Raw genomic sequence first — 14,265 nt, 5'->3', positions numbered from 1 at the left:
TACAAATAAATGTGTGAAATTGCTATTTAATCTGTATTCCTATCATTATCCGGTTTGATTATATCTTGCAATGTTTCTCCCAGCCTGTTTATGAAATCTGAGAGCCCATTTTCACCCTTCTTGCCGTTTTGGCTGCCGTCATTATTGGGCGAGGTGCCGTCGGAGGAAGACTCTCCCGATGGGGAAGACTGTGCCGGTTTCTTATTTTCCACCTTGGGAGGTGATGTATAACGGTCGCTGTATTCTACAGGTAGCTCATACTTCCAGTCCAGCGGATATGGATCCCCTGGATTCTTCGGTTTATAAGGCTCTCTTCGCAGTATAAACACCCTTTCCTCCACCTCGTTCAAAGGTGTGTACTCAGTGGCCAGCAGAGGCCTTCCGAAAAGGTCCTTGGAATGTATGTCAATCTTGGCCGACACATGCACATCGCATTTATCATTGCCTCTAGGTTCGGTTCCTTTTATGAAATACTCGGTCCTTACGGCATTGCCTCGCGGGTCTTTGGAGCACAATTCCGTCGGTATCTTGCCGGAATATGCACAAACCTGCTTTTTGACTACTCCTTCAGGAACTTCAAAATCCCTGGATTCCAGCTTTTCGCTGTCATAAACATTCTGGAGAACCTTCATCCATATGTTGGCTGCAGGGTTTCGCGATCCCGATGGAAGCTCCACTGTGATGTTCTTATCATATCCATACCATACGGCAGCAACGAAATCCGGCGTATAGCCCACATACCATCTATCGACGTCATCCTCAGACGTACCTGTTTTTCCTGCACAAGGAATGGACTTGCCGTTTACGTCGGTGAGTTTCACATAGGATGCAGTACCTCCGGAAGCTGTTACAGACCGGAGCAGGTCTGTCATAACAAAAGCAGTTGCTTCATCATACACAATTGTTTGCTTTTGCTTGACGGATTCGGTCTTTTTCTTGTCAAGAAGCACCGAACCGTCATTATCCAGAACCTGGGTATAGGTTATCGGCTCCATATAGATTCCCTCATTTACGAAAGGCACATAGGCGGCAGTCATTTGAAGGGGGCTGACCCCATTGCTGAGACCACCCATGGCGATGGAAACATACTTGCCTTCACCTTCCATGCTTATGCCGGACTTTTTGAGGTACTCAAAGGATAAGTCCCCTCCCAGTATGTCCTTCCAAACTCTTGCAGCCACTACATTCACCGACCTCTGCACAGCTGTGCGGATGGATATAAGGCCTCGATAATGCCTTGCATATACCCCGTTGATCGTTTCTGCAAAGTTAACGGGATATCTCTGTTCGGGCTTCTGTGGGTTCATATATACCGGCACATCATCGATCACTGTAGCAGCTGTGATAAGATGCTGGTCTAAAGCCGGGCCATATACGGCTATGGGCTTGAAGCTGGAACCGGCAGCCCTTCTCATCTGCGTAACCCTGTTAAGAGTAAGATCGGCTGTTTTTTCGCCGCTTCCGCCGTACATGGCGAGAATCTCACCGGTTTTTGGGTCAATTATAGCCATGGCAGCTTGAGGAGTATACCCTTGCTTTTCACCACCGGGGAAGTTTTCCGGATCTTTGAAAACCTGGTCCATTGCATTTTGGATATCCATATCCACGGTAGTTTTTATAGTAAGACCTCCGCTGTAGAGCTTGAGCTTTGCATACTCTTCATCCAGGCCTGAAGCCACCAAATCCTTCAACACATCCCTTATAACCTGGTCAACGAAGTATGAGTTTACTTTATTGCTGGTAGCCTTTACCGTGCTTTTTTCAATGAACTCAAGGTCGTCCTTTATAGCCAGGTCATACTCTTCCTGGGATATTTTCCCCAGCTCCAGCATTTTGCCCAGTACCAGCTCTTGACGTTTTTTATTGTTTTTCCTTCCTTCTTCGGTGAAGGGGTCATATTTTCCAGGTGTTTGAATAATCCCCGCCAGGCTGGCGCACTGGGCAAGGGACAGTTCCTTTACAGGCTTGCCGAAATATTTGTAGGAAGCTGATTGCACTCCATAACAGCTATTTCCCAGATATACCAGGTTCATGTAAGCTTCGAGTATTTGCCACTTCTCATATCTCTTTTCCAGCTGCAGGGCTCTCCAGGCTTCCTGCACTTTTCTCCTGGGAGTTCTTTCATCATCGCCGGTAATATTCTTCACTACCTGCTGTGTTATTGTACTTCCGCCAAAGCTACCGCCGAAGGGGACAAAGTAATTGATGGTAGCACCTATTGTCCTCTTCCAGTCAACACCATTATGATTATAGAAACGTTCATCTTCAATAGCTACAATAGCATCCTTGAGATACTGGGGTATCTCTCCGTCTTTATCAAACACCAGTATCCTGTCCTGGTTGTCGTAACCGGTCAGTTTATCTATCTCATTGCCATCCCTGTCATATATTTTTGTCGTCAGGTTTTGGGTGAAAGCCAAATCCTCAGCTGTTATGGGCGTAGCAGTGCTTATGTATCCGTAGAGCATACCGCCGGCTATGCCTGCGCCTGCAAACATTAAAGCCAATATCATTATAAAAAGGATTTTGAATACGGTTTTAATAAATTTCAAAGCAGGCGGACTCTGTTTAGCTTTCTTAACCGGCTTTCCGCCTGTATTTGTTTTTGTTTTAGGATCCATATATGCCTCCTTAAAAGATTAAGTGCGTAAACTTAAAATCATCTTATACATTATAGCATAAAAGCTGTTATTTTCCTAACTCAATTATCCCATAGGTGGCGGATTATGTAATATGACACAAAATTGTAATATATCCCATCCTAATTATTGCCAACAAATGTAATAATTAAAATTCATTCACACAAAACTTGTCCGAATCATATATTGGTAGGTAAAGGTGGTGTGACATGATAAGATCAACGCTTGTATACCGGCGTTTTTGGTATATAAGGCGGCGTAATGCGAAAAAGATTCATATATATTCAAGAATTGCCTTTGTAATAATTATATTAATGTTGCTGTTCTCTTATGTGCAAAAAAACATAATCGGGTATATGGAAAAATATTTTGTGCCGGAGCTGAAAAACAAGGTGGAAGCCCTGGCGGTAGAACTCATAAGCACACAGTTTGCCCGGGAGCTGGAATACGACAATATAACCGGCATAATCCGCAGCGAAGACGGCAGCATTCAATCCATAAAAACAAAAAACGCCGTACTTAATCCGATTTCTCTACATATAGCTTCTGCAATAGAAAAGGAGCTGGACATGTTCGGAGGAGGAAAGCTGAACATATCCTTTGGAAACCTGCTGGGAAGCCGGGTATTGGCGGATATTGGCCCATGCATATTCGTGGGTATACGTCAGCATGGGCACACAGAGGCTAACTTCCGGACGGAGTTTGACAGAGATGGCAAGGAGACGGTTGTACACAGAATATATTTGCAGATAACAACAACCGTAGGTATGGATATGCCCTTTTCATGGAAAAAACATCGGTTTACCGTAGAAATACCGGTAGCCGGTGCTATTATTACCGATACAGGATTGGTAAGGCAGATTATTTTTGATTAGCCTTTTTATCCTCTGATGTATTCTCCCCCTTTTTGCTATCCTTTGGAGGAGCGGACTTTTTTAAAGAATCCTTTCCGGAGGATTTGTCTGAATCATTGGATTCAAGCATGCTGCACTTTCCGCTGAATATGGCCCCTTCATCCGTGACAAAGCTGCGAACCTCTATATCTCCATAGAGCCTTGCCGTGGAGTTTAGCTTTAAAACTCCCGTCGTGCGGATGTTGCCTTCAAGAGTGCCAGATAAAACAGCATTGTTTGCATATATATTGCCGTTTATAACAGCTTTGTCGCCAATGAACAAATCTCCGGCAACCTTTATGTCACCTTTTACTTTGCCGTCAATGCGGATGGAGCCTTGGGTTTCAATATTGCCCTCCAGTATCGTATCAGTACCTATCAAAGTGTCGACGCTTTCCGGATTAAGCTTGGTTTTTCTTCCTATCATATTCATCCCATCCTTTGCATATAAAGTGAATCTGAAAAATTTGCTTCGGGCTAATCGTCCAGGTATTCCAGCGGATCTACCGCATTGCCGTTTATGCGGATTTCAAAATGCAGATGAGATCCTGTGCTTCTTCCCGTGCTGCCTACTTTGGCTATTACTTCGCCTTTTTTTACTGTCTGTCCCTCTTTGACCAGAAGCCTGGATGCATGGCCATAAAAAGTCGTTATTCCATGGCCATGGTCGATTTCAATTGTGTTGCCGTACACCTCTGTTCTACCGGCCATTATCACCTTCCCGGAGGCAGAGGCTTTAATGTCTGCGCCATAATCCGCTGCTATATCCAGCCCTGTATGGAAAGACTTCTTCCATGTGGCGATCGGGTCCTTGCGGGATCCGAATTGGGAACTGACTTCACCCGTGGTAGGCCATAGGGTGGGCATGGAATCCATATAATCCTTGAGTTTTTTCTCAGTTTCGGCCAGCTTCTCGAGTTTGTCAGATTTGACCGCATTTAATTTCTGCAGATTGTCTAAGAGTTTCTTAAGCTCATCTATGTCATTTATAAAGGAACGATCCATTCCTCTGGATGAGGGGTTGAGCTTTAAGTTGTCCAACCTGTCCTCAATATAGGTGTCGGATATTTCCTGATATTTGATCATGAAGTTTTCAATCGCAGCATTCATTTTATCGTTGTTTTCCACAAGAATATCTATCTCCTTGATCTTTTCCTCCAAAAGATTTCTCTGCTCCTCATTTACCGCTGAGATTTCTGTCATATTTTTTTTCAATAAGCTGTTTTCATTGTAGATGCGGGCAAAAGTAAAAATGAAAGCAGTCTGAAACAAGAAAAATATAGAAACAAATGTAATGAGTTTGGAATAGGGGGAAGAGAATTTAAAGGTTCTAACCCTGGAATTAAAGTGGGGAATCAGTACTACCGATATGTATTTCTTTCGGTTTTTTGCTTTACCTGTCTCCATTCTGAACCACCATATGAAAATGTTTGTTTATACTTATTTTAAATAGAAAAAGGTAAAATTGCAATAGGACCACCCGTTCGAGGAGGCAAGCATGGATATGATGCCTTTGATGCATGTGAGCTTACGCTTTTCAATGGTTTGGGGGGTATTACCATTCCCTTCCATAATTGTTTATGTCAACGCAGGTTCAACTGGCATGCACCTTTGAAGGAGTTTTTTAAAATTTTCAAAATTTATGTAATAATTTTAAAATCAAATGTATAAATTTATTATAAGCTGGAATAATTATGAATATGGCACACTGATTCACTGTTTGCGGTCCCATTTCGGGACTTTTTTTTTGCTTTTGAGCGAGAATTTGAGCGACATGAGCATCTATCGGAAGGATTGAGAGTGCTTAAAATATCATTTATAAATAACATGCTTTGTGCTTTGAGAACTTGCGGAATAAATGCGCTCATTTGATTGAGCTGTCCAAAAGCAAATATATATAGGAATGTCCGGATAAATTGTATATAATAAAAAATGCTTGAACATTAGCATGTGGAGGTAGCCTCTATGGTTGATATAAAAAAGAATGAAAATTATGAAATGGAAATAACAGGTATGACCCATGAGGGTCAGGGTGTAGGGCGTATCAATAATTTCACCGTATTTGTAGATGGTGCGCTGAAAGGTGAAAAGGTTGAAGTAAAGATAATAAAGGTAAATAAAAGCTATGCCGTGGGAAAGCTTTTAAATATTCTTGCTCCATCGGAAAACCGGGTGGAACCCTTTTGCAGCGCTTACAAACGTTGCGGAGGGTGCAGCCTGCAGCATATGGATTATGCTGCCCAGCTGGAGTTTAAGACTGAATTGGTCAGGGAAAACCTGCAGAGGATAGGCAAAATTGATAATGTAATTATGCATGATACCATAGGCATGGAAAATGCCCTGAGATACAGAAACAAGGCCCAGTATCCCGTGGGTTCGGTGAAAGGCGAGCTGGCGGTAGGATTTTATGCCAAAAGGAGCCATGATATCATAAAAAGCGATGAGTGTGGCATTCAGGATGAAAACAGCGACAAGGTAAAGTACACCGTTCAGGATTTCATTATACGCTACGGTATAAGCGCCTATGATGAGATTAGCAGAACCGGGCTTATCCGGCATGTGGTGACCCGTACCGGATTTAAGACCGGGGAAGTGATGGTTGTAATCGTCATCAATGGTGAGGATCTTCCCCATAAGCGTGAACTGGTGGACATGCTTGTTGAAAATGTTCCCGGAGTCAAGAGCGTCTTTTTGAATGTGAACACCCAAAACACCAATGTCATCTTAGGGAGAAAAAATATAAAGATATTCGGACAGGACACTATATCCGACTATATCGGAAAGTACAGGTTCAACATATCGCCCCTTTCTTTTTATCAGGTCAATCCAGTCCAGACCGAGGTGCTGTATAACAAGGCTCTGGAGTATGCAGGATTGACGGGGGAGGAAACGGTTTTTGACCTGTACTGTGGTATAGGGACCATATCCCTGTTTTTATCCGAAAAGGCAAAGAAGGTATATGGGGTAGAAGTGGTGGAGGAAGCCATCATAGATGCCCGGAAGAATGCAGAGTTAAACGGCGTGGAAAATGTGGAGTTTATCGCAGGGGAATCGGAAAAAGTGGTGCCGGAATTGTACAAGCAGGGAGTACGGGCAGATGTAGTGGTGGTGGACCCACCCCGCAAGGGCTGTGATAAGACGTTGCTGGAGACCCTGGTAAGCATGGAGCCGAAACGAATAGTTTATGTTTCCTGCAATCCGTCAACGCTGGCCCGGGATTTGAATTATCTGGATGAGAATGGGTATAAGGCGGTGGAGGCGCAGCCGGTGGATATGTTCCCGTTCACGCCGCATGTGGAGTGCGTAATAGGAATGCAAAGGAAAGATACTTAGAAATCCTGAGTTTTCAGCACTTTGTGAAATTCACTACGTTTACAACGGATGGTGATGATTTCAGAAATAAGGTTTTGAAAAATAAAATTGATGTTTCTGTAGTGCTAGACCTCGAGTGTGTAGACATGTTTATGCAGTGGATTGAGTAGAGTGTTTAGACATGGTATATATTACGCAGTGTGGGGTAATTTGAGAATGGGTAATAATGAAGAGAATGTCGGCTGGACGGCGTTCTCTTTTTTATCGATAAAATTTGTAATATCAGTAAGCAGAAAACAGTATTAAAAACCAGTAGAAAAATAATATTTACTTAGAATAAGATTGTATTTACTTTACTTGAATTGACAATTATTTTTGAATTAACAGAATTTTCTACAAACTAATTGTGTTTATTTTCCTTTTCTAATATACTAATGATATGGAAAACTATTCCTCTGAAAGATGAAAAGAATTTAATGAGAGGAGAGATTTTATTGAAGATTAAAACAGTTAAACTAAAAAATTTTAGAAGTTACAAAGATGAAGTGTCTATAGATTTCTGTGACTTAACTGCTTTTGTAGGAAAGAATGATATTGGGAAATCAAGTATTTTAGAAGCACTGGATATTTTTTTTAATGAAGGCAAAGGGGTTGTCAAGATAGATAAAGATGATATTAATAAACAAGCCGTTTCAGAAGGTGATTCCGAAATATGCATTACTGTTTGTTTTGAAGAGCTTCCGACTAATATCATTATTGACGCTACCAATGAAACAACACTACATGATGAGTATTTAGTTAATTCAAGCAATCAGCTTGAGATTATTAAAAAATACCCCAATGCTGGTAAGGAAAAGGTATATGTAAGGGCATATCACCCGACCAATCCACAATGTAAAGATTTACTTCAAAAAACTGATACAGAGCTTAGGACAATCATTGATCAGCAGCAAATACAGTGCCTTGATAGAAACAGAAAAGCTGTTATGCGAGCAGCCATTTGGAATCATCACAATCAAGATTTGCAATTAGCTGAAATAGAACTTGATGTTACAAAAGGCGATACAAAATCCATTTGGGAGAAACTTCAAAGCTATTTGCCAGTTTACACTTTGTTTCAGTCAGATAGGAAAAATAGCGATGGTGATAGCGAGGTACAGGATCCACTTAAGGAAGCAGTTAAGCAAATCTTGAACAACGACGTGTTAAGACAAACACTCAGTGAAATTGCTTGTGAAGTAGAAACTAAGCTTAAAGAAGTGTCTGACAGAACGCTTGAAAAGTTACGAGAGATGAACCCTGATGTAGCTAATAGTTTGAACCCTGTAATCCCATCTGTTGAAAGCCTTAAGTGGGGAGATGTCTTTAAAAACGTTTCTATTTCAGGTGATGAGGGGATTCCAATTAATAAAAGGGGAAGTGGTGTCAAACGGCTAATTCTTCTAAATTTCTTCAGAGCGGAAGCAGAACGGAGAAAAGAAGATAGAAATAGTACAAGCATTATTTATGCGATTGAGGAACCAGAGACATCACAACACACTGAACACCAAAAAGCATTGATCAGAGCTTTCTTAACGCTTGCAGAATCTCCTAACACACAAGTAATTATAACGACCCATAGTGCAAGCTTAGTAAAGGAACTAAATTTTGAGAACCTACGCTTAATCTCAGCTAATTGCGGATCGAAAACAGTTGAAACTGTTTTACCAGGTCAATTACCTTATCCCTCCCTAAATGAAGTAAATTTTCTGGCATTTTCTGAAGTTACGGAAGAATATCATAATGAGCTTTATGGCTTTATTGAGGCCGAAGGGCAACTAGAAGCCTATAAAGCAGGAAAACCTACAATGAGGTATATAAAGATTCTCCGAAACGGTAGTACAAAAGAAGAGCAGATAATTCTGACCGAATATATTAGACACCAGATCCATCACCCTGAAAATAAACATAATCCTCGATATACCTTTGAACAGCTAAGAGATTCTATATGCCTTATGAGAGAATTTATTCAAACATTGCAATGCAGTATAGGTTAGAACAAGAGTTTGATAATGTTATGGGAGTGTTGATTGTATCTGACATTTCCTTTTTTATATTCTATAGCAGTTATAATGTCTTTTATTATTCGCAAAAGCGATATATAATTAGCTTGTGCCAAATAATTCCTATGGGGGAGAATGTAGTAATTGAATATATTACAGTTAAAGAAGCATCGGTAAACTGGGGGGTTACTGTACGCCATGTCAGGTATTATGTGCACAAAATAAAATTCAAGGAGTTATTCGCTTTGGAAGTAGTTGGGCAATACCTAAAGATTTAAGAAAGCCCCAAGATAGTAGATATAAAAAGATTAAAAACAATGATATTTAATTTCGTATATGCACGTGTATTAAAGTAAAAATGAACGTATATGAGTAAGAGTATCGCTATTCTGGATATACACAAGAAAGGAAAATCTTATGACTAAGACAATTAAAGATACGAAAGCATATTCTTTACTTTTAAGTAGGAATAGCTCTTTTTTAGATAAAGTCATTAAAATATACGATTACGCAGTAAATTTCTTACCCAAGATCAATCGTGTCTTTTCAAACTATACTGGACATGATATTTTACATTCTCTAAATGTAGCAGACTATATGTATGATTTATGTGACTATCCGGATCAACTTAGCGATTTGGAACTAGTCGTTATGCTTTATTCAGCGTTACTCCATGATATTGGAATGGTTGTTAGTGAACAAGAAATTGATTACATCAAAAAAGAGCAGGGAGACATCACAGAAAGAAAATACTCATTAGTTCTACAGAAATATAGGGATGAAACTGTAGCGTTACAGGAATGTATCCGTCCTATTCATGGTATGAGATCATATAATCACATTATGAAGATGGATAACGAATGTTTCATTGTGCCAGGCTATACTAACATTTCTTTTAAAGATGATGTAGCAAAAATATGTGCAGCACACAATGAAAACTTTGAGTGGATCACAAGTAATCTATCTCTTGACCAAATGAAAGGCAATTGGACGTTGAATTCTCAATATATTGCTTTACTCCTCAGAATAGCTGATTATTTGGATATAGATGAAGAAAGAGCGCCTCTTTATTTATATCAATATTTGAGTCCAAAGGATTATGGTGATTTAGAATGGAAGCAGCATTTTGTTATTGAGAATAAAGACAAGATCGCTGTTAATCCAAAAACCGGAAGAAAAAACATAGAATTTTATGGCGAGAGTTCAAATCCCAGTATACATAGAAAGCTCCTTAAGTATTTTGATTCAATAAATGATGAATTAAAAAGAGCTGTTGATTACTCGGAAACCTTTCGAGATAAAAGGTATCTTTTATCCATAAGCACGATGGTACATAACAAGATAAGGACAAAGGGATTTAACTTTTCTGATTTCAAGCTCTCTCTTGATTATAAAGCCGTTACAAGTTTGCTAATGGGTGAAAATATCTATGGAGATAAAAAATATGGATTACGGGAATTAATTCAAAACTCCATAGACGCTTGTATGGTTATGCAAGAGGAGGCAAACAACAAAGATGAATTTAAGTACAGTCCATACCAACCTTTTATCAATATCATTTTAGATCAGGATAGAAAACAAGTAATTATATTTGATAATGGCCGAGGAATGTCAGTTGATATTTTGAAAAAGTATTTCTTAAATGTAGGCGTTTCTTATTATGTTTCAGATGATTACTTGTTTAAAGGAAATAAATATACGCCTATTGGAAATTATGGAATAGGGTTTTTAGCATGCTTTATGCTGTCAGATAAAGTAAATGTTATTACAAAATATTATGGTGAAAATAGAGCTAACAAAATTGAATTTGAAAAAAGTAGTGAATATATTTGCTTGACGTATGAAGATGTACCACGTTCGCAGGGAACGGAAATAATTCTTGATTATGATCAATTTATTTCCGTCTTTGGGAATAGTCAAGATAATGTAGAAGTTTTTATAAAGAAAAATTTTATTGATTGCCAAATTCCCATAAGTTTAATAAGCTCAAAAGACGGGAAAACAACTCCTAAAGTTATAGAACTTCAGCAATTTGGCTCAATATATCCTGAAAGCATAAGACTAGATAAGTATTTTGATGGAATTCAAGTGGCTTTAAACTTCAATTATAAAGGCATTACATACTGGAAAAATTTCTCTGATATATATGCTGATGAAAGTTTTATATATCATGAAGCCAGAAATGAGATCTTGCCAGAGCAAGATGTAAGCTCTCCTGTCTTATTAAAAGAATATATCAAAGATGGTACAATTAAGTTTTTACGTCTACCTATAATAGCGTCATCTGAAGAAGATGATTTCGAAAAAGCATATGACGTTTTAGAAGACTTTGATGCCGCTTTGGGTAAAATCAATTATGAAAATGCAAACATTATAGCAGCCAATACAGCATTATATAACGATTCTGTGCTAATCGACAATGGCTATGATCGTATCGTTGGGAATTACACTTTATCAGACTTTAGAAGGCAGGTTGGACATTCCAGTAACGCTCCAACATATACTTTTTTAGAAGAAAAGAAGGTTATTCACGGTACTGGCGATAAAATTCTTCCTTACAATACGGATATCGGATTTAAGGGTATGTACTGGTTTAATTATACGGACTTTATATACATTAAGAATGTTTTAATTTCAGGCGCTAGGATCAAAATTCCCTTTCTGGTTGAAGGAATAGAATTAAAGGGGCTAGTTGTAAATGTTACAAATAAGAAAATAATTCCTAATGTGTCAAGAAACAATATTAGTGAGCAGCAAGGCAAAGAACTTTCATATGCGATAGGGAAAGCAATGCATATGTGGATTTATGAAAACGGAAATTTAGATATCGAGGAAAAGGAGCTGTTAAAAAAATTTATTTTTACGTGCTACCCAGAGGATAATAGTTTGCTTAAAAAATGATGCTTATATTTTTATTATGAATAACTCTATCATTTAATGTAATGAAAAGAGGATGCAGCTTTTGTCTGTATTCTTTTTTTCATATATATGCCGTTTGTTTTATTTCAAATAAAGCAAGCGGCTTTTTGCGTGAAAGGAGGAGTTTTAAGTGTCAAAAGTAATCGCCCTTGCTAATCAGAAGGGTGGCACAGGCAAAACGACCACAACAGTTAATCTTGGCATCGGTCTTGCTGCACAAGGTAAGAAGGTGCTCCTGGTAGACGCTGACGCGCAGGGTAATCTGACGGATTCACTGGGTTACCAGGAACCAGACAATCTGCCCGTTTCATTGGCCACTATCCTTACTAAAATCATGATGGAGGAACCGTACAACGCAGATGAAGGCATCCTTCATCATGCGGAAGGTGTGGATCTTATGCCGGGCAATATAGAACTGTCTGCCATTGAGGTTTCACTGGTTAACACCATGAGTCGTGAAACGGTACTGCGTACATATATCAATACGGTAAAAGACAAATATGATTATGTGCTGATTGATTGTATGCCGAGTTTGGGTATGTTGACAATCAATGCTCTTGCCGCTGCAGACAGCGTGATTATTCCGGTACAGGCTCATTACCTGCCAGCCAAAGGAATGACACAGTTACTGCAGACTATTGCCAGGGTAAGGCGGCAAATCAATCCTAAACTGACCATCGACGGTGTTCTACTCACAATGGTAGATAATCGTACCAACTTTGCAAAGGACATTTCCTTTATTTTACGACGGGACTACGGCGACAAGCTACGAGTATTCCAAACGGAAATTCCCTTATCAATCCGGGCTGCTGAAACAAGTGCCGAGGGGAAAAGCATTTATATGCATGATCCACATGGTATTGCTGCTAAAGCCTATCAGGCCTTTACAAAGGAGGTGCAGGACATTGGCAAAGAGCAACCCAAGAGACAGCATAAAACTGACATCAGTAGATGACCTGTTTTCCACGGAGGAAAGCCGCGTAGATAGTCAACGTGAAAAGGTACTGGATATTCCTCTGTCAGAAATCAGTGATTTTCCTAATCATCCTTTTAAGGTAAAGGCGGATGAAGCTATGCTGGAGATGGCTGATAGCATAAAGCAATATGGCGTTTTGGTTCCCGGTCTTGTGCGGCCAAAAGCAGACGGCGGCTATGAAATGGTAGCAGGACACCGGCGCAAAAAGGCAAGTGAGCTTGCAGGCCGTGAAACCATGCCATGTATTGTCCGGAATCTGGATGATGATGAGGCGACAATTATCATGGTTGACAGCAATCTGCAAAGGGAAAACATTCTTCCGAGCGAAAAAGCTTTTGCATATAAGATGAAGCTGGAAGCCATGAATAGGCAGGGACAAAGAACAGATTTAACCTTTTCCCAACTTGGGAAAAAGTTAAATTCATACGAAGAACTTGCTGATAAGAGTGGTGAAAGCAGAAATCAAATATACCGTTACATCCGCTTAACCGAGCTTATACCCTCTATTCTTGAAATGGTGGACGATAAACGAATAGCATTTAATCCTGCTGTTGAAATTTCTTACCTGACCGAAAATGAACAGCAAGACCTATATAAGACCATGCAATCAGAGGACTGTACTCCATCACTCTCACAAGCGCAGAGAATGAAGAGACTAAGCCAGGACGGCAGACTGAATATTGATGTCATATTTTCCATCCTTACTGAGGAAAAGCCTAACCAAAAAGAAAAGTTCCACATTCAGCGTGAGCGTATAGACCGATTTTTCCCTAAAAACTTTACCGAAAAGCAAAAGGAAGATTTGATTGTCCAATTACTTGAGAGCTGGTACAAAAAAAGGCAAAGGGAACAGGAAAGATAAAAATAGGACGCGGCCATTATGCAAACAAGGGAGGCCGTTTTTTTATGCCCTTTTTGAAAGGAGGGACTTTTATGTTCTTTACAGAAGGGCAGTTACGGGAATATGAGCGCATGATGCAGCAAAAACCGGGATATAACCGAAGAGTCATCAAAACGATGAAAGAACGGGATTGCAGGAACTGTAAGTATTTTGATGAGTCCTGTAATAAGTGCAGCAAGGATAAGTGCGATATATTTGATGATTAAGTACCAAACATTTTACACCAAGGGGGTAGTGTGCCTTTTTGATAAAAGCCGGTTTGGCGTTTGCTTTGCAGCTTCCCCCTCCCCACACCCCTCCCCCAATAAATTACCAGCCGAAAAAGAAATATCTATGTCTTTCGGCAGGTAATATATCAAATACATACAGGAAGGAGCCTTTATGAAACAAACGAAAAAGAAAAAGCCCAGGGTATTCCGTACCCTGATTTGGTGCATCCATAGCAACGCAAAAATGAATAAAAATATCGATGATGAAAAGCCGGATGGGAAAAAACAGGAAGCAGAAACAGCAACCTACTCTCTTTTTCGGCAGGTAAAATAATATATTACCCTAAAAAACTAATGAAAGGAGGAACGGAGCA

12 protein-coding genes are annotated in these 14,265 nt (G+C 39.7%); 9 read left to right on the top strand and 3 right to left on the bottom strand.

Annotation, left to right across the window (positions count from 1 at the left end):
- Positions 1–26: 26 nt before the first annotated feature.
- Positions 27–2,621: a transglycosylase domain-containing protein gene (locus CDO33_RS14145; RefSeq protein ID WP_103080923.1), complete on the bottom strand. Its 2,595-nt coding sequence runs from the start codon at positions 2,619–2,621 to the stop codon at positions 27–29.
- Between the two features lie 227 nt (positions 2,622–2,848).
- On the opposite strand from CDO33_RS14145, the gene CDO33_RS14140 reads away from it, so the two are divergent.
- On the top strand, positions 2,849–3,514 hold the full coding sequence (locus CDO33_RS14140) for a sporulation protein YunB (protein ID WP_103080924.1): 666 nt from the start codon (positions 2,849–2,851) through the stop codon (positions 3,512–3,514).
- Here the strand turns inward: CDO33_RS14140 and CDO33_RS14135 are convergent.
- Both CDO33_RS14135 and CDO33_RS14130 read right to left on the bottom strand, forming a co-directional pair.
- Positions 3,501–3,959, bottom strand: a complete 459-nt coding sequence (locus CDO33_RS14135) for a bactofilin family protein (RefSeq protein ID WP_103080925.1) — start codon at positions 3,957–3,959, stop codon at positions 3,501–3,503. The two genes, CDO33_RS14140 and CDO33_RS14135, sit on opposite strands and share 14 nt — an antisense overlap.
- Before the next feature lie 50 nt (positions 3,960–4,009).
- Positions 4,010–4,939: a M23 family metallopeptidase gene (locus tag CDO33_RS14130; protein ID WP_103080926.1), complete on the bottom strand. Its 930-nt coding sequence runs from the start codon at positions 4,937–4,939 to the stop codon at positions 4,010–4,012.
- Between the two features lie 558 nt (positions 4,940–5,497).
- Between CDO33_RS14130 and rlmD the strand changes: the two genes are divergently transcribed.
- From rlmD to CDO33_RS20900, 8 genes are all read left to right on the top strand, one after another.
- Positions 5,498–6,865, top strand: coding sequence for a 23S rRNA (uracil(1939)-C(5))-methyltransferase RlmD (rlmD, locus tag CDO33_RS14125; protein ID WP_103080927.1), 1,368 nt, complete (start codon positions 5,498–5,500; stop codon positions 6,863–6,865).
- A gap of 473 nt (positions 6,866–7,338) precedes the next feature.
- A complete protein-coding gene (locus CDO33_RS14115; RefSeq protein ID WP_103080929.1) occupies positions 7,339–8,880 on the top strand; it encodes an ATP-binding protein in 1,542 nt (513 codons plus the stop codon).
- A gap of 131 nt (positions 8,881–9,011) precedes the next feature.
- Positions 9,012–9,164: a hypothetical protein gene (locus CDO33_RS14110; RefSeq protein ID WP_242974818.1), complete on the top strand. Its 153-nt coding sequence runs from the start codon at positions 9,012–9,014 to the stop codon at positions 9,162–9,164.
- A gap of 139 nt (positions 9,165–9,303) precedes the next feature.
- Positions 9,304–11,787, top strand: coding sequence for an HD domain-containing protein (locus CDO33_RS14105; RefSeq protein WP_103080930.1), 2,484 nt, complete (start codon positions 9,304–9,306; stop codon positions 11,785–11,787).
- A 148-nt stretch (positions 11,788–11,935) separates the two neighbouring features.
- Positions 11,936–12,760 carry a ParA family protein gene (locus CDO33_RS14100; protein WP_103080931.1) on the top strand — a complete coding sequence of 275 codons (825 nt, stop codon included), beginning with the start codon at positions 11,936–11,938 and terminating at the stop codon, positions 12,758–12,760.
- On the top strand, positions 12,711–13,643 hold the full coding sequence (locus CDO33_RS14095) for a ParB/RepB/Spo0J family partition protein (protein WP_242974817.1): 933 nt from the start codon (positions 12,711–12,713) through the stop codon (positions 13,641–13,643). Before CDO33_RS14100 ends, CDO33_RS14095 begins: the two co-directional genes overlap by 50 nt.
- 71 nt (positions 13,644–13,714) lie before the next feature.
- On the top strand, positions 13,715–13,888 hold the full coding sequence (locus tag CDO33_RS21060; protein WP_170045781.1) for a hypothetical protein: 174 nt from the start codon (positions 13,715–13,717) through the stop codon (positions 13,886–13,888).
- 175 nt (positions 13,889–14,063) lie between these two features.
- Positions 14,064–14,225, top strand: coding sequence for a hypothetical protein (locus tag CDO33_RS20900; RefSeq protein WP_161496465.1), 162 nt, complete (start codon positions 14,064–14,066; stop codon positions 14,223–14,225).
- Positions 14,226–14,265 lie beyond the last annotated feature (40 nt).

It is taken from the genome of Clostridium thermosuccinogenes (assembly GCF_002896855.1).
In the GTDB taxonomy this organism is placed as follows: domain Bacteria; phylum Bacillota; class Clostridia; order Acetivibrionales; family DSM-5807; genus Pseudoclostridium; species Pseudoclostridium thermosuccinogenes.
The sequence above is the reverse complement of the archived record's forward strand: the minus strand, read 5'-3'. Positions and strand labels throughout refer to the sequence as shown.

Bases quoted from the DNA above. Each gene is read 5' to 3' on its own strand.
- CDO33_RS14145 (WP_103080923.1), bottom strand. From the start codon at position 2,621: ATGGATCCTAAAACAAAAACAAATACAGGCGGAAAGCCGGTTAAGAAA.
- CDO33_RS14140 (WP_103080924.1), top strand. From the start codon at position 2,849: ATGATAAGATCAACGCTTGTATACCGGCGTTTTTGGTATATAAGGCGG.
- CDO33_RS14135 (WP_103080925.1), bottom strand. From the start codon at position 3,959: ATGATAGGAAGAAAAACCAAGCTTAATCCGGAAAGCGTCGACACTTTG.
- CDO33_RS14130 (WP_103080926.1), bottom strand. From the start codon at position 4,939: ATGGAGACAGGTAAAGCAAAAAACCGAAAGAAATACATATCGGTAGTA.
- rlmD (WP_103080927.1), top strand. From the start codon at position 5,498: ATGGTTGATATAAAAAAGAATGAAAATTATGAAATGGAAATAACAGGT.
- CDO33_RS14110 (WP_242974818.1), top strand. From the start codon at position 9,012: ATGGGGGAGAATGTAGTAATTGAATATATTACAGTTAAAGAAGCATCG.
- CDO33_RS14105 (WP_103080930.1), top strand. From the start codon at position 9,304: ATGACTAAGACAATTAAAGATACGAAAGCATATTCTTTACTTTTAAGT.
- CDO33_RS21060 (WP_170045781.1), top strand. From the start codon at position 13,715: ATGTTCTTTACAGAAGGGCAGTTACGGGAATATGAGCGCATGATGCAG.
- CDO33_RS20900 (WP_161496465.1), top strand. From the start codon at position 14,064: ATGAAACAAACGAAAAAGAAAAAGCCCAGGGTATTCCGTACCCTGATT.